The following is a 15,004-nucleotide window of genomic DNA, read 5'->3' on the forward strand; positions in this document are numbered from 1 at the left end:
TCAATCATCCATCCTGGCGTAGCGCTCCTCGAGCCAGCGCAAGCCCACGACCGAGACTAGGCTGATGACGAGGAAGAAGACGCCGACGAGCGTCATCGGTTCGATATAGCGATAGTTGCTGTTGGCGATGCTTTTGGCCTGGTTCATCAATTCCAGCACGGTGATCGCCGAAAGCAGCGGCGTTTCCTTGAACATGGCGATGAAATAATTGGCGAGTGCGGGGATCATCGGCGGGATCGCCTGCGGCAAGATTACGTGGATCCAGGCTTGGCGCGTCGTCAGATTGGTCGCCTTGGCCGCTTCCCATTGTCCGCGCGAGACGTTCTCGATGCCGGCGCGATAGACCTCCGCGGTATAGGTGGCATAGTGAATGCCGATGCCGATGACGCCGGCGGTGAGCGGCGACAGCCGGATGCCGATATCGGGCAGCACATAGAAGATGAAGTAGAGCTGTACGAGCAGCGGCGTGCCGCGAATGAATTCCGAGACGAAGCCGACCGTCCGGGAAATGGCGACAACCGGGGATCGCCGCGCGATGGCAAGTCCCAGCCCGGCGACCATGGCGACCGCAGCGCCGAGGATGGTGGCAAGAATAGTGATCTTGAACCCTTCGAGAAGGGTCGGCATGATCTGCCAGACGAACTCCCAATCCCATTCCATATGATCAGGTCCTCATGCCGTCGAGGCCGCGTGTCATCCGCCGCTCCAGCAGGCGCATCGCCGCCGAGATGGCGGAAGCCATGAGGAAATAGAGGATGAGGATCGCCGCAAAAGGCACCAGCGTATTGCCCGTCTGCGCCCGCACCACCTGCGCCTGGAAGGTCATGTCCGTCAGCGAGATCAACGACACGACGGCCGTGCCCTTCAAGAGCTCGATCGCGTTGTTGCAGAAGGTCGGCAGCATCAGCGGCAGCGCCTGCGGCAGGATGACGTGGCGCATGCGCTGGTAGCGCGACAGGTTGAGCGCGATGCAGGCTTCCGACTGTTCGCGCCCGACGGCCTTGACGGCGCCGCGCACCACCTCCGCGCCATAGGCCCCGACATTCAGCCCGAGCGCCAGCACGCCGGCCTGCAACGGCGTCAGCGTCAGACCGGCAAAAGGCAGGACGAAATAGACCCAGAAGAGCTGGACGAAGATCGAGGTGCCGCGAAAGAATTCGATATAGGCGGTCGCCAGAGCCCGGACGGCAAAGAAGCGCGACAGGCGGCCGAGGCCGGCCAGGAAGGCCATGACGAGCGCCAGCGCCGATCCCATGACCGTCAGTTCGAGCGTCACCAGGGCGCCCTGAAGGATCAGTGTCAGATAGCCGGACCATACCGACATCGGCAACTCACTTCTCTGGAGATCGTGCGGGTCGGACCGGCCATGGCAGGGCGCATGGCCGGTGTGCTCACATCAGGTTACTTGGCTGCGGCGCAGAGCTTTTCGCGGCTCGTCGACATCGCCGCCTTGGCCGAGAAGCCGTAGGGCTCGATGATCTTGGCGAATTCGCCCGATTCCTTCAGCTTCTTCAGCTCGACGTCGAAGGCATCGCGCAGCGCGACGTCCTGCTTGCGGAAAGCGGCGCCGTCGCAATAAACCGGTGCATTGACGACGGGGGCGACGGTTTCGAGGTTCGGATCCTTCGCCTTCGCCATCAGATCGTGGATCGACAGGACCGGCAGCGAATAGACGTCGATGCGGCCGTCCTGCAGCATCTTGATGCCGCTCTGCCCATCCGGAACCACGATGACGCGGTCACGCGGCACGCCGGCTTCCAGCGCCAGCTTCTCCTCCGTGCCGCCGCCCGGCGCGCCGATCTTGGCGTTCGGATTGTCGGCGATATCCTTGTAGCTCGTCAGCTTCAGCGGGTTGCCCTTCTTGAGAGCGAAGGCTTCGGCATCGCAGAGGATCGGTTCGGAATAGGCAACGGCGCTGCAACGTTCCGGTTTCATGAAAAGGCCCGCCGTAATCGCGTCATGGCGGCCGGCCTGCAGGCCGGGGATCATCGCGCCGTATTCCGAGATCGAGGCGACCACTTCCTTGACGCCGAGCTTTTCGAAGATCACGCGCGCCACGTCGGGGGCAGCGCCAGAAACCTTGCCGTCGGCACCGACGGCCGTGAATGGCGGCTCGTTGGCGATGGCGATGCGGGCAAAACCCTGTTCCTTCAGCTGTTCGAGCTTGTCATCGGCGGCGGATGCCGGAGCGGCGGCCGTAACCAGAAGCACCGACAGGCTGACGGCGCTCAAAACATATCCTGCTTTCATCGTTCCCAACTCCTCTGTTTTTCTCTTTGCGTTTTGTTCTTTGCGGGCCAATGTCTGACGTCAGACGCGGTGCCCTGCCGCGATGATCTTGCGCAGGAAGGTCTGCGTCCTTTCCTGCGTCGGATTGCGGAAGATGTCGCCGGGCCTGCCTTCCTCGACGATCCTGCCGCGATCGAAGAACAGCACGCGGTCGGCAAAGTCGTGGGCAAAGCCCATTTCGTGGGTGACGAGAAGCATCGTCATATCGGTCTCGGAGGCGAGCTTCCGCATGACGTTCAGCACCTCCTCGACCAGCTCCGGGTCGAGTGCCGAGGTCACCTCGTCGAACAGCATGATCTTCGGCGACAGCGCTAAGGCCCGGGCAATGGCGACGCGCTGCTTCTGCCCGCCGGAAAGCTGCGCCGGCACGCTTTTCGCCTTGTCGGCAAGGCCGACCATATCGAGAAGCTCCATCGCCCGCTTCTCGGCTTGCGGCCGCTTGATGCCCTTGGTCAGCATCGGTGCCAGCGTCACGTTGTCGAGGACGCATTTATGCGGAAACAGGTTGAAGTGCTGGAAGACCATGCCGATCTTTTCCCGCATGCGATGCAGGTGCCGCTCATCGGCCGCCACCAGCCCGCTGCCACCAGGCATGTGGTAGAGCTGCTCGCCGTCGACCTCGATATGGCCGCCGCTGATCGTCTCCAGCGTCATCAGGATGCGCAGGATCGTCGTCTTGCCGGAGCCGGACGGCCCGATCAGCGCCAGTTTCTCGCCCGGCATGACATTCATCGACAGGCCGTCGAGCACGGTCAGCGGACCGTATCTCTTGACGATGTTGTCGATGCGGATGATGGGCGCAGGCATTCATGTCTCTCCTTGTTGAGACAAGCAATGACCTAACGATGACGGCCCATGAAAATCATGTCAATTCGTAAAATAATATCATGACAATTATTCTGCGCCTGCCGGCAAATGCGGCGGCAGCGTCAAATCGCAAGCAGCAGTTCCTCCGGATTTCCCTGCGCCAGCGAGGCAACGATCCCGAGCCCTGTCCGCAGCTCGCCTTCCGTCGTCGAGCCGAGCGAGATGCGCACCGCCGGCGTCCAGCCGTGATCGGTGGTGTGGAAGGATTTGCCCGGCGCGATCGCTACGCCGCGCAGCCTTGCCTGCGACACGAAACCATCCTCCGTATGGCTGCCGGACAGCGGCAGCCATATATGCAGGCTTTGCGGGTGCGTTCGATAGGACAGGCCGGCCAGCATCTCCGCCGCGATCGCGTGGCGTCCGACAAGGGCGCGGCGCTGCCAGTTGACGAGTTCCATCGCCGTACCGTCGCTGACCCAGCGGCTGGCGATCTCGGCCATGGCAGGCGTCGCCATCCAGCTCGAGACGAGATGCCGGTTGGCGACGGCGGCGACATAGCGGTCGGGCGCGACGAGGTAGCCGATCCTGAGGCCTGGAACGGTGATCTTCGTAAAGCTCGTGACGTAGAGCGTGCGCTCCGGCGCGAAGGCCGCCATCGGCGGCGCCCGGTCCTCGACCATCGGCCCGAGAATGTCGTTTTCGATGATCGCTATGTCATGCTTGGCGGCGACGGCGGCAAGCGCCTGCCGGCGTTCGGCGCTCATCAGCGCCGCCATCGGATTGATCACCGAGGGCTGCAGGAAAATTGCCCGGATCGGCCCGGTCCGGCAGGCCTCGTCCAGCGCCCCGGGGATCATGCCTTCCTCGTCGATCGCCAACCCTTCGAGGTGCAGGCCGAGATAGCCGCAGAGCGGCACCAGCGTATGGTGGCTGACCGCTTCGGTCGCAATCGTCGAGCCGGGCGGTGCGACGCTCATCAGCGCCACCGTCATGCCGGAGGTCGCGCCATTCGTCAGGCTGATGTTCAGCGGCGACACGTCGAGCCCGCAGCGCGCCAGCCATTCGGTGGCGACGACGCGGTGACGCGGAAACACCATATTCGGTCGGAACGACAGGGCCGAGCTGGAAGGCAGGTTTTCGGAAAGCCAGCCGAAGGCCTGGCGCATTTTTTCCAGATGGATCTGCTCGCAGACCGGCTTCAGGATCGACAGATCGATCACCTCACCCAGCCGTTCCGGCAGATAGGGCGGCTCCGGCTCAGGCGGCCGCGTCTGCACGAAACTGCCGCGGCCGATCTCGCCTGAGATCAGCCCGCGGCGGCTCAGCTCGTCATAGGCGCGGCTGACCGTCTGCACGGAAAGATGCAGATCATCCGCCAGCTTGCGATGCGGCGGCAATTGCACCCCGTCGGAGAGCTTGCCGTCGGTGATCGCATTGGCGATCTGCTCGGCGAGTGAAAGATAGGCCGGCCGGCGGAGTTGCGAGGGATCGGGGCGCCAATTTGTCATGATATCAACAGTGCTGAAAATCAGTTCAATTGACAATGCCAAAATGCGCTTTCATTGTCTTTTCGCTGCGTTTGAAATGATTTCTTTTTGAAGAAAGCACCATGAAGCTCGACGCCATCGACCTGCGCATTCTCGACGCCGTCCAGCGCGACGGCCGCATCACCAAGCTGGCGCTGGCCGAAAAGGCCGGACTGTCGCCGACGCCGTGCTGGATGCGGCTGCGCAAGCTCGAAAAGGCAGGCGTGATCACCGGCTACCACGCCCGCATCGCCCCGCGGCGCATCGCGCCGGTTGCCAGCGTGATGATGGAAGTGACCCTCGCCAATCATCGCCAGGCCGATTTCGAACGCTTCGAACGTACCATCGCCGCAATCCCGGAGGTCGTCGCCTGCTGGTCGGTGGGTGGCGGCGTCGATTACATTCTGAAGATCATGACGGCCAATATCGACGCCTACCAGCGACTGGTCGATGGGCTTCTCGACCGCGAACTCGGCATCGACCGCTACTTCACCTATATCGTCACCAAGACGGTGAAGGAGGAAACAGTCGTTCCGGTCTCTTCCTTCGCCGCATCCGGCGATGAGGAAAGCGCTTCCTAGAACAGGATTCAGATTTTTGGCCGACCCGGTCTAAAATCTGAATCCTGTTCTAAGTTAAAGAGTTAGAGCATGATGTCGTCCGAAAACCGCTCACACTTTTCGGCATCATGCTCTAGACAATCTCTCTATCCGGCGGCTGTGCTTTAGCCCGTTTCTCTCTTTTCGCCATCGCCAAAGGACAATCTCTCGTCCGCTCCTGTGGAAGACTTCACGTCACCGCAACGAGGAGATTGGACATGACTGCCGTTTTTGCCCGCCCCGCCTATCACGACGCGCTGTCGCGGCTCGCCGATCGTCATCTCCTGCGCGATCTCGCCTATGTCGGCGGCCGGTGGATCGCCGGGACCACGGGCAAGAGCTTCGCCGTCACAGACCCGGCTTCTTCGGCGACGCTCACCTGGGTTGCGAGCCTCGGTGCCGAAGAGACGGCAATGGCGATCGATGCGGCGTCGGAGGCCCTTGCCGCCTGGCGCGCGATGCTGCCGCAGAACCGTGCGGCGATCCTGCGCAGATGGCACGCGCTGATGCTTGCGGCGAAAGAGGATCTGGCGCTGATCATGACGCTGGAACAGGGCAAACCGCTTGCCGAAGCGCGCGGCGAGATCGACTACGCCGCCTCCTTCATCGAGTGGTATGCCGAGGAAGGCAAGCGGCTGAACGCCGAAAGCGTCACCAGCCATCTGGCCGGGGCGGAAATGATCGTCCGGCGCGAGGCGCTCGGCGTCGTCGGCATCGTCACGCCGTGGAACTTTCCTTCCGCCATGCTCACCCGAAAGGCGGCCGCGGCACTTGCTGCCGGCTGCACCGTCGTCGCCCACCCCTCCTCGGAAACGCCGCTTTCTGCGCTCGCGCTTGCCGAACTCGGTGAACGCGCCGGCATTCCCGCCGGTGTCTTCAACGTCGTCACCGGCCATGCTGCAACGATCGTCGGACGCATGTGCAGCGATGTCCGCCTGCGCGCGATGAGCTTCACCGGCTCCACCGAGGTCGGCCGCCTAATCGCCGCGCAATGCGCGCCAACGATGAAGCGGCTGGTGATGGAGCTCGGCGGCCACGCGCCGCTGATCGTCTTCGACGATGCCGATGTCGCAAAAGCGGTCGAGATCGCCGTCGACGCCAAGTTCGCCACATCCGGCCAGGATTGCCTTGCTGCCAACCGCATCTTCGTCCAGCGGCGCATCGCCGATGCCTTCGCCAAGGCCTTTGCCGCCCGCATCGGCGAGCTGAAGGTCGGCGCAGGGCTTGAGGATGGAAGCGAGATCGGGCCGCTGATGCATGAACGGGCCGTCGTCAAGGTCGAGCAGCAGGTCGCCGACGCGCTGGCGCAGGGCGCCCGGCTCGTCATCGGCGGCAGCCGCCACAAGGCCGGCCGGCTCTTCTATCAGCCGACGCTTTTGACGGATGTGCCGGCGAATGCGCTGATCATGCGCGAGGAAACTTTCGGGCCTCTGGCGGCGCTGACCACCTTCGACACCGAAGAAGAGGTCGTTGCCCGCGCCAATGATAGCGAATACGGCCTCGTCGCCTATGTGGTTACCGAGAACGGCGCCCGTCAGATGCGTCTCGGCCGCGCGCTGGAATATGGCATGGTGGCGGTCAACCGCGTGAAGATCACCGGCGGCCCCATTCCCTTCGGCGGCTGGAAGCAGTCCGGCCTTGGGCGCGAGGGTTCCCGCCACGGACTCGAGGCCTTCACCGAGCTCAAATATCTCTGCATCGACACCGCCGCCTGAGCGCCATTTCAAGAAGAGGACAGGACATGCTCGAGAAAAGCAACGAACTCACCGCCTGGGACCGTGATCATTTCTTCCATCCCTCCACCCACATGGGCATGCATGCGCGCGGCGAGACGCCGACCCGCGTCGTCGCAGGCGGCGAAGGCGTCTACATCACCGATACGAGCGGCCGCAAAAGCCTCGATGCCTTTGCCGGGCTCTATTGCGTCAATGTCGGCTACGGCCGCCAGAAGATCACCGATGCGATCGCCGAACAGGCGAAGAACCTCGCCTATTACCACGCCTATGTCGGCCACGGCACGGAAGCGTCGATCACGCTGTCGAAGATGATCATCGACCGCGCGCCCGCCGGCATGAGCCGCGTCTATTTCGGTCTTTCCGGCTCGGATGCCAACGAGACCAACATCAAGCTTATCTGGTATTACAACAACATCCTCGGCCGCCCGGAGAAAAAGAAGATCATCTCCCGCTGGCGCGGTTATCACGGCTCCGGCGTCATGACCGGCAGCCTCACCGGTCTTGCACTCTTCCACAATGCCTTCGACCTGCCGCGTGCGCCCATCCTTCACACCGAGGCGCCCTATTATTTCCGCCGCCCCGACCGGTCGATGGACGAGGAACAGTTCTCGCAATATTGCGCCGACAGACTGGAGGAGATGATCCTCGCCGAAGGCCCCGATACCATCGCCGCCTTCATCGGCGAACCGATCCTCGGCACCGGCGGCATCGTGCCGCCGCCGCAAGGTTACTGGCAGAAGATCCAGGCCGTGCTCGACAAATACGACATCCTGCTTGTTGCCGACGAAGTCGTCACCGGCTTCGGCCGTCTCGGCACGATGTTCGGCTCGGATCACTATGGGATGAAGCCGGATCTGATCACCATCGCCAAGGGCCTGACCTCCGCCTATGCCCCGCTTTCCGGCAGCATCGTTTCATCCAAGATGTGGCAGGTGCTGGTGCAGGGTTCCGATGAATTGGGAGCGATCGGCCACGGCTGGACCTATTCCGCCCATCCGATCTGCGCCGCCGCCGGCATCGCCAACCTCGAACTGATCGACGAAATGGAGATCGTCGAAAATGCCGGTAAGACCGGCGCCTATTTCCGCTTGGAACTGGAGAAGGCAGTGGGCAGCCATCGCAACGTCGGTGACGTCCGCGGCGACGGCCTGATGGCAGCCGTCGAATTCGTCGAGGACAGGGATGATCGGAAATTTTTCGATCCCGGCCGCAAAATCGGTCCGCAGGTCGCTTCCGCCCTTCTCGAACGCGGCGTCATCGGCCGCGCGATGCCACAGGGCGACATCCTCGGCTTTGCGCCGCCGCTCTGCCTGACGCGTGAGGAGGCGGACATTGTCGTCAAGGCGACAGCGGATGCGATCGAAAGCGTCTTCAAGGACATCTGAGGAGAGGCCGCATGACGATCCCGGAAAAAATGGCAGCCGTTTTGCTCACCGGCCATGGCGGATTGGAGAAGCTCGTCTACCGCACCGACGTCCCCGTTCCGGCGCCGGCGGAGGGCGAGGTGCTGATCCGCGTCACCGCCTGCGGCATGAACAACACCGACGTCTGGGTCCGCCAAGGCGCCTATGGCACCGAGGACGACCCCTCCGCCGTCTCGACCTGGCGCAGGCAGGGCAATACGCTGACATTTCCGCGCATTCAGGGCACCGATACGGTTGGCCACATTGTCGGCGTTGGCCGCGGTATCGACCCCGCGCGCAGCGGCGAACGCGTCATGGTCGACTTCTCGATCTATAATCGCGACGACGACAGTCTCGCCGACATCGACTACATGGGTCATGGGCGCGACGGCGGCTACGCCGAATATATGGCGCTGCCGGCCGAAAACGCCCATGTCGTTGCAACCGATCTGACCGATATCGAGCTCGCCACCTTCTGCTGCGCCTATCTGACCGGCGAGCGCATGCTGGAACGGGCTCGGCTTGCCGCCGGCGAACGCGTCCTCGTCACCGGGGCCTCAGGCGGTGTCGGCTCGGCGATCATCCAGCTCGCGCGCGCCCGCGGCGCCATCCCAATCGCCGTCGCCGGACCTGGCAAGGAGGCGGCGATGCTCGATATCGGCGCCGAAGCGGTCGTAACGCGCGGCAGGAGCGATCTGGTCGAAGCCGTTCATTCCGCCAGCCGCGGACAACCGATCGATGTCGTTGCCGACCTCGTCGGCGGGCCGCTGTTCAACGATCTCCTGAAGATCCTGCGGTCCGAAGGCCGCTATACAACGGCCGGCGCCATTGCCGGCCCGGTCGTCCAGCTCGATCTCAGGACCATGTATCTGAAACAATTGGAGCTGCACGGATCGAGCCAGGGAAGCCGCGCCGACTTCCGCCGCCTCGTCGGCTATATCGAAAGCCGGAAGATCCGGCCTCTCGTCGGCGGTGTCTATCCGCTGTCTGAATTCCATCGCGCCCATAGCGAGTTCATGGCGAAGAATTTCGTGGGCAAATTGGTCGTGGTGCCCGACCGAGGATAAGGCGAGATTCCGATCGCGCCGCTGGCGAACCTTATCGGCGTATCGGCGTTTCACGGCCATGGACAATCGTTGCGATCACATCGGCCATTCGTTGCGCCAGGCAATCTGGGGCGTTTCTGCCGCCTTGAGGGGGGCGAAACCGCCGGTCGCGCCAGAAGGTTTCTGATGCCGGCTGCCAAGACGACATACCTGACCCCTGCCGAACTCGAAAAGATTCGCCGTGCTGTGGGCATTGCACGGCTGATGGACACCGCAGTCCGACTGCCTTTCATCGGCGTACGGATCGGCGCGGACTCGGTCCTCGGCCTCATCCCGGCGGTCGGCGACGTTGCCGGGTCCCTCATCGGCCTTTTCATTATCGACGAGGCACGGCGCCTTGGCCTTCCCGCCCACAAGCTCGCCCGCATGGCAGTCAATCTCGGCGTCGACGCCGCCTGCGGCACGGTTCCCCTGATCGGCGATCTCTTCGACGTCTATTTCAAGTCTCACCGCCGGAACGTCGGCATCATCCTCGACCACTTCGGTGTGAGCGAAGAGGAACTGAACCGCCGCATGTGACGCAGCCGGCGTTCGCGCCCCGAGACGCCGAGCAATGTGGACTGCTGTCCTCTAAAGCGCGTCGCATCAAATTTGATTCATGCGACGCGCTTTAGCCCTTGGTTTTTGTGCATGTCGTTGTCCCGGAACCGCTGCACACTTCCGGGCGACATGCACTAAAGCTCGGTCAGAGCACCAGCAGTCTTCACGGCGTGGTCGAGAACAAATTGCAGCTTGGCGGCGTGGCCAAAACCCGGCTCATCCGGCTGCCCCTTTCGCACGGCCTTTGCAAAGCGCTGGAAGTTGGTGATGACCGGTTCGACCTCGATCGTGCGCCAGATCGCCTTGTCGGCATCGGCGCCTTCGCAGACCCTGAGGGTCGAACCCTCAGGCGTATGCACCACCTCAAGGGCGCCCTTGTCCCCATGCAGGCGCAGCCGCAGCTCGTTCAGATGGCCGGTTGCCCAGCGCGTCGCATGGATGACCCCGGCCGCACCGTTTTCGAGTTCGGCCATCATCAGGAAACTGTCATTTGCGTCGAGGTCGTACTCGCCGATCCGGTTTCCGGGGCTCTTGTCGAACACCTTGAGGTGCGATGTCGCCGCCTTGACGTCGCTTCCCGCGGCAAAAACCGCGAAGTCGAGGATGTGGATACCGACATCGCCCAGCACGCCATTCGAGCCATGCTTTGTCGACAGCCGCCAGAGCCATTGCGATTCCTTGGTCCAGTCGCCCCAAGCCTTCGAGACCAGCCAGCTCTGGAGATAGGACGCTTCGAAGTGGCGGATCGCGCCGAGACGCCCGTCCAGCACCATCTTGCGCGCTGCCTGAAGCGGCGCCACGTTGCGATAGGTGAGGTTTACCATCGTGACCTTGCCGGATGCCGCCGCGGCGTCGGCCATCTCTTTGGCTTCGCGGTAGTTGACCGCCAGCGGCTTCTCGCAGAGCACATGTTTGCCGGCGCCGAGTAACTTCATCGTGGTGGAATAATGGGCGCGATCCGGCGTCACATTGGTGACGGCATCAAACTCGCCCCAGGCAAGGGCGTCATCAAGCGACGTGAAAGTCAGCGGGATATCGTGCCTGAGCGCGAAAGCCCGCAGCCGGACCTCGTCGGTATCAACGGCAGCGACAATTTTGACGCCGGTGATTTCGGAAAAATGCATGGCATGGGTGTTTGCCCATCCTCCGGTTCCGAGAATGATCAAGCGCATTCTTTTGTCCTCATGGTTGTTCATCGATGCGTGAGCGGCAGCGAGATCATCGCGGCGTCTTGCGGGGGCCGCCGAACGCGGCGCCCGCGCCCACGGCGTCTCATCTCTTATCGATAACCGGCTTCGCCGGCCTGATGCAGTTTCGGACCGCGTTCGACGATCGGCTCCAGCGCCTTTTCTACCGGCACATTTGGAGCGTCGGTGATAGCAGTCAACGCCGCTTGCGGGTTGTAGGCCCATTTGACGCCGTTGATCAGCACCTTCTGGACATTGGCGTCGTGATAGGTCGGATAGGTCTCGTGGCCGGGGCGGAAGTAGAAGATGTTGCCGGCGCCGCGCCGCCAGGTCAGGCCCGAGCGGAACACTTCGCCGCCCTGGAACCAGGAGATGAACACCGTTTCCAGCGGCTCCGGCACCGAGAACTGCTCGCCGTACATTTCCTCGTTCTCGAGTTCGAAATGCTCGCCGATGCCGGCGGCGATCGGATGGCGCGGATTGATCGTCCACAACCGCTCGCGTTCGCCCGCCTCGCGCCACTTCAGCGCGCAGGGTGTGCCCATCAGCCGCTTGAAGATTTTGGAGAAATGGCCGGAATGCAGCACGAGCAGGCCCATGCCTTCCCAGACGCGCCTGGCGACACGCTCGACGACCACGTCGGAGACGGCGCCATGATCCTTGTGACCCCACCAGGTCAGCACATCGGTTTCGGCAAGCCGGGCCTCGCTGAGGCCATGCTCCGGTTCCTGCAGCGTCGCCGTCGTCGCCGAGATGGCCGGATCGGCATTCAGCGCATTGGCAATCGCCGTGTGCATGCCCTCGGGGTAGATGCCGCGGACGATCTCATTGGTATTCTCGTGGATGTTTTCACCCCACACAACGGTGCGAATGGTCACGTCGTTTTCTCCTTGTCGTTAAAACGGATCGAGTCTTGGGAGGAACATCGATCCTGGGAAGGTCAGGCAGCCTGCATGGATTGACGCTCGAGCGCCCGGCCCGAACGATCGAAGCGGTGGATGTGGCCGGCAAGCGGGGCAAGGCCGAGCGTCTGGCCCGGCTCGTGACGGGAGACACCGGCCTCGCGCACGATCAGCGGCTCGTCCGCCCCGATATCCACATAGACGAAGCTGTCGGAGCCGAGGATTTCCGAATGGATGACCGTGCCCCTCCAAACCGGCGACTCGGGCGCGATGCGAACATGCTCGGCGCGCACGCCGATCGTATGGCTGCCATAGGGCTGCGCCATTTCGCCCGACAGAAAGTTCATTTTCGGCGAGCCGATGAAGCCGGCCACGAAGAGCGAGTTGGGGCTTTCATAAAGCTCCAGCGGCGTGCCGATCTGCTCCACGACGCCGTCCCGCAGCACGCAGATCCGGTCAGCCAGCGTCATCGCCTCGACCTGATCATGCGTCACATAGATCATCGTCGTGTTGTGCATGCTGCGATGAAGCTTGGCGATTTCCAGCCTCGTTGCGACGCGGAGGGCCGCATCGAGATTGGACAGCGGCTCGTCGAAAAGAAAGACTTTGGGGTCGCGAACGATCGCCCGGCCGATTGCGACGCGCTGACGCTGTCCGCCGGAAAGCTGCCGCGGCAGCCGCTCCAGGTAAGATGAGAGCTGCAGCATGCCGGCCGCCTGTTCGACACGCTTCCGGCATTCGTCCTTGGTGCGTCCCGACAGTTTCATGCCGAACGCCATATTGTCGAAAACCGTCATATGCGGATAGAGCGCGTAGGACTGGAATACCATGGCGATCCCTCTCTTCGAGGGCGCGTGCTGGTTCACCATCACGTTGTCGAAGGAGAGCGCTCCCGATGTGATGTCCTCGAGGCCGGAGATAAGCCTGAGCAGCGTCGACTTGCCGCATCCCGACGGACCCACGAAGACCATGAACTCGCCGCGGCGGATGTCCATCGTCACGCCCTTGATCACCTCGAAAGCGCCGAAGCTCTTGCGGATGTTCTCCAGTCGTATCTCTGCCATGTCCTACTCCCTCAACCCTTGACGCCGCCGGCGGTCAGCCCCGAAATGATCCGGCGCTGGAATATCAAAACGAGCACCACAACCGGCACGGTGACGATCACCGAAGCTGCCATGATGTTGCCCCAGGGGATTTCGAACTCGCTGTTGCCCGAAAGCAGGGCGATGGCGACCGGGACGGTTCTCTGCGTATCCGACGACGTGAAGGTCAGCGCAAAAAGGAACTCGTTCCACGCGGTGATGAAGGCGAGCAGCCCTGTTGTCACCAGCGCCGGCCACATCAACGGCATGAACACCTGGGTAACAATGACCCATGGCGAAGCGCCGTCGACGATCGCCGCCTCCTCGATCTCGATCGGCAATTCGCGCATGAACGTCGTCAGCACCCAGACGGTGAAGGGCAGCGTGAAGATCATGTAGGAGAAGATCAGCGCGAAGGGCGTGTTGAAGATGCCGATCCAGCGAATGAGCTCGAAGAGGCCGGCAAGGACGGCAATCTGCGGAAACATCGATACCGAGAGGATAGTCAGCATCAACAGCGCACGTCCGCGGAAGTGCACCCGTGCCAAGGCGAAGGAGGCGGTGACCGAAAGCAGGAGCGACGCTGAAACCACGACGCAGGCGATCATCGCGGAATTTGCAAGACTGCGGACGAACCCGCCTTGGCCCATTACGGAAGTATAGTTGCCGAACGAGATCGAAGTCGGCCAATAATCAACTTTGAAAAGGGCCGTGCCGGTCTTCAGGCTCGTGAGGATCGCATAGTAGAACGGAAAGACCGCGATGATGACGATGACCATGACGAGCAGGTAGAAGAGCGTATTCTTGGCGATCGACAGCAGCATCAGCGTTCCTCCCCGCCGAGCCTGACGCGGCCGAGCCAGATATAGAAGACGGTGACGGAGGCAATGATCAGGAAGAGCACCGTCGATGCGGTGGCGCCATAGGCGAACTTGTCGAAGTCGAACAGGTTCTCGCGCGCCATGACCGACATGGTCTTCGTCTGTGCATTGTTCGGCGTCAGGACATAAATCAAATCGAAGATCCGCATCGCATCCAGCATCCGGAAGATCACGGCAACCATGATGGCCGGCCGGATCAGCGGCAGCGTCAGACGCCAGAAAACCTTGACCGGATTGACGCCGTCGATCTTGGCAGCTTCATAAATGTCTCCGGGAACCATCTGCAGTCCGGCAAGGATCAGCAGTGCCATGAAGGGCGTCGTCTTCCAGACGTCGACGATCAGCACCGCGACCATCGCTGTCTCAGGATTGGCGGTCCAGGCAATCTTCTCAGTGATAAGGCCGAAGCCGAGCAGGATGTCGTTCAGGATACCGAACTGGTCGTTGAGCATCCAGGCCCACATCTTGGCCGAGACGATCGTTGGGATCGCCCAGGGAATGAGGATTGCGGCTCGAACAATGCCGCGCCCGACGAACCGTGCATTTAGCACCAGGGCGACGATCAGCCCGAGCACGGTCTCGATCACGACCGAGAGGAGGGTGAACTTGGCAGTGTTCCAGACGGCTTTCCACCACACCGGATCGGCGAGCAGCCCGCGATAGACGGTCCTGCCGCTCTTCAGCGTCACCCACGACAGATAGTTGTCAAAGCCGACGAACCGAGCGTTGCCAAGATCGTTGAGCGACGCATTCGTAAAGCTGAAATAGATCGTTCTGAACAGCGGCCATCCGGCGACGATTGCCAGGATCAGCAGCGTCGGCGCCAGAAACAGCCAGGCCGATCGAATGCGCTCGGATCGCAGCTCCGTAGAGGCTCTGAGAATAGAAACCCTTGGTTCAACTGCTTGCGGAACTACGATTTCGGTCATGAAACGCCTACCCCCGT

15 protein-coding genes are annotated in these 15,004 nt (G+C 62.3%); 5 read left to right on the top strand and 10 right to left on the bottom strand.

What is annotated here, in order from left to right; translation table 11 throughout:
* The 5 genes from ehuD to CO671_RS21845 all read right to left on the bottom strand — a co-directional run bounded on the left by ehuD (position 1) and on the right by CO671_RS21845 (position 4,604).
* Entirely contained in the window at positions 1-660 is a 660-nt protein-coding gene (gene ehuD, locus CO671_RS21825) for an ectoine/hydroxyectoine ABC transporter permease subunit EhuD (RefSeq protein WP_097607683.1), read from the bottom strand.
* A gap of 4 nt (positions 661-664) precedes the next feature.
* Entirely contained in the window at positions 665-1,324 is a 660-nt protein-coding gene (ehuC, locus tag CO671_RS21830; RefSeq protein ID WP_097607684.1) for an ectoine/hydroxyectoine ABC transporter permease subunit EhuC, read from the bottom strand.
* Between the two features lie 77 nt (positions 1,325-1,401).
* A complete protein-coding gene (gene ehuB / locus CO671_RS21835; RefSeq protein ID WP_097607685.1) occupies positions 1,402-2,250 on the bottom strand; it encodes an ectoine/hydroxyectoine ABC transporter substrate-binding protein EhuB in 849 nt (282 codons plus the stop codon).
* A gap of 60 nt (positions 2,251-2,310) precedes the next feature.
* Complete coding sequence (gene ehuA / locus CO671_RS21840; protein WP_020919732.1) at positions 2,311-3,096, bottom strand: ectoine/hydroxyectoine ABC transporter ATP-binding protein EhuA; 786 nt, start codon at positions 3,094-3,096, stop codon at positions 2,311-2,313.
* 122 nt (positions 3,097-3,218) lie between these two features.
* Positions 3,219-4,604 (bottom strand): PLP-dependent aminotransferase family protein, encoded by a 1,386-nt coding sequence (locus tag CO671_RS21845; RefSeq protein WP_097607805.1) that lies wholly within the window; start codon positions 4,602-4,604, stop codon positions 3,219-3,221.
* Between the two features lie 101 nt (positions 4,605-4,705).
* Between CO671_RS21845 and CO671_RS21850 the strand changes: the two genes are divergently transcribed.
* From CO671_RS21850 to CO671_RS21870, 5 genes are all read left to right on the top strand, one after another.
* Complete coding sequence (locus CO671_RS21850) at positions 4,706-5,203, top strand: Lrp/AsnC family transcriptional regulator (protein WP_097607686.1); 498 nt, start codon at positions 4,706-4,708, stop codon at positions 5,201-5,203.
* 236 nt (positions 5,204-5,439) lie between these two features.
* Positions 5,440-6,936 carry an NAD-dependent succinate-semialdehyde dehydrogenase gene (locus tag CO671_RS21855; protein ID WP_097607687.1) on the top strand — a complete coding sequence of 499 codons (1,497 nt, stop codon included), beginning with the start codon at positions 5,440-5,442 and terminating at the stop codon, positions 6,934-6,936.
* Between the two features lie 26 nt (positions 6,937-6,962).
* On the top strand, positions 6,963-8,342 hold the full coding sequence (locus CO671_RS21860; protein WP_097607688.1) for an aspartate aminotransferase family protein: 1,380 nt from the start codon (positions 6,963-6,965) through the stop codon (positions 8,340-8,342).
* A gap of 11 nt (positions 8,343-8,353) precedes the next feature.
* Entirely contained in the window at positions 8,354-9,427 is a 1,074-nt protein-coding gene (locus tag CO671_RS21865) for an alcohol dehydrogenase family protein (RefSeq protein WP_097607689.1), read from the top strand.
* Positions 9,428-9,592: 165 nt separating this feature from the next.
* Positions 9,593-9,985, top strand: a complete 393-nt coding sequence (locus CO671_RS21870) for a DUF4112 domain-containing protein (RefSeq protein ID WP_097607690.1) — start codon at positions 9,593-9,595, stop codon at positions 9,983-9,985.
* 155 nt (positions 9,986-10,140) lie between these two features.
* Here the strand turns inward: CO671_RS21870 and CO671_RS21875 are convergent, their stop codons facing one another.
* From CO671_RS21875 to CO671_RS21895, 5 genes are all read right to left on the bottom strand, one after another.
* A complete protein-coding gene (locus tag CO671_RS21875; protein ID WP_097607691.1) occupies positions 10,141-11,178 on the bottom strand; it encodes a Gfo/Idh/MocA family oxidoreductase in 1,038 nt (345 codons plus the stop codon).
* 107 nt (positions 11,179-11,285) lie between these two features.
* On the bottom strand, positions 11,286-12,071 hold the full coding sequence (locus CO671_RS21880) for a ThuA domain-containing protein (RefSeq protein WP_097607692.1): 786 nt from the start codon (positions 12,069-12,071) through the stop codon (positions 11,286-11,288).
* Positions 12,072-12,133: 62 nt separating this feature from the next.
* The gene (locus CO671_RS21885; RefSeq protein ID WP_097607693.1) at positions 12,134-13,159 is read right to left on the bottom strand and encodes an ATP-binding cassette domain-containing protein; all 1,026 of its coding nucleotides are present in this window, start codon (positions 13,157-13,159) and stop codon (positions 12,134-12,136) included.
* Positions 13,160-13,170: 11 nt separating this feature from the next.
* Positions 13,171-14,001 (bottom strand): carbohydrate ABC transporter permease, encoded by an 831-nt coding sequence (locus CO671_RS21890; protein WP_097607694.1) that lies wholly within the window; start codon positions 13,999-14,001, stop codon positions 13,171-13,173.
* Positions 14,001-14,987: a sugar ABC transporter permease gene (locus CO671_RS21895; RefSeq protein WP_097607695.1), complete on the bottom strand. Its 987-nt coding sequence runs from the start codon at positions 14,985-14,987 to the stop codon at positions 14,001-14,003. The genes CO671_RS21890 and CO671_RS21895 overlap by 1 nt, the downstream gene beginning before the upstream one ends.
* Positions 14,988-15,004: the final 17 nt, after the last annotated feature.

The organism is Rhizobium sp. M10 (assembly GCF_002531955.1).
Lineage (GTDB): Bacteria > Pseudomonadota > Alphaproteobacteria > Rhizobiales > Rhizobiaceae > Rhizobium > Rhizobium etli_C.

Bases quoted from the DNA above. Each gene is read 5' to 3' on its own strand.
- CO671_RS21890 (WP_097607694.1), bottom strand. From the start codon at position 14,001: ATGCTGCTGTCGATCGCCAAGAATACGCTCTTCTACCTGCTCGTCATG.
- CO671_RS21850 (WP_097607686.1), top strand. From the start codon at position 4,706: ATGAAGCTCGACGCCATCGACCTGCGCATTCTCGACGCCGTCCAGCGC.
- CO671_RS21875 (WP_097607691.1), bottom strand. From the start codon at position 11,178: ATGCGCTTGATCATTCTCGGAACCGGAGGATGGGCAAACACCCATGCC.
- ehuA (WP_020919732.1), bottom strand. From the start codon at position 3,096: ATGCCTGCGCCCATCATCCGCATCGACAACATCGTCAAGAGATACGGT.
- ehuC (WP_097607684.1), bottom strand. From the start codon at position 1,324: ATGTCGGTATGGTCCGGCTATCTGACACTGATCCTTCAGGGCGCCCTG.
- CO671_RS21845 (WP_097607805.1), bottom strand. From the start codon at position 4,604: ATGACAAATTGGCGCCCCGATCCCTCGCAACTCCGCCGGCCGGCCTAT.
- CO671_RS21860 (WP_097607688.1), top strand. From the start codon at position 6,963: ATGCTCGAGAAAAGCAACGAACTCACCGCCTGGGACCGTGATCATTTC.
- ehuB (WP_097607685.1), bottom strand. From the start codon at position 2,250: ATGAAAGCAGGATATGTTTTGAGCGCCGTCAGCCTGTCGGTGCTTCTG.
- ehuD (WP_097607683.1), bottom strand. From the start codon at position 660: ATGGAATGGGATTGGGAGTTCGTCTGGCAGATCATGCCGACCCTTCTC.
- CO671_RS21885 (WP_097607693.1), bottom strand. From the start codon at position 13,159: ATGGCAGAGATACGACTGGAGAACATCCGCAAGAGCTTCGGCGCTTTC.
- CO671_RS21870 (WP_097607690.1), top strand. From the start codon at position 9,593: ATGCCGGCTGCCAAGACGACATACCTGACCCCTGCCGAACTCGAAAAG.
- CO671_RS21895 (WP_097607695.1), bottom strand. From the start codon at position 14,987: ATGACCGAAATCGTAGTTCCGCAAGCAGTTGAACCAAGGGTTTCTATT.
- CO671_RS21855 (WP_097607687.1), top strand. From the start codon at position 5,440: ATGACTGCCGTTTTTGCCCGCCCCGCCTATCACGACGCGCTGTCGCGG.
- CO671_RS21865 (WP_097607689.1), top strand. From the start codon at position 8,354: ATGACGATCCCGGAAAAAATGGCAGCCGTTTTGCTCACCGGCCATGGC.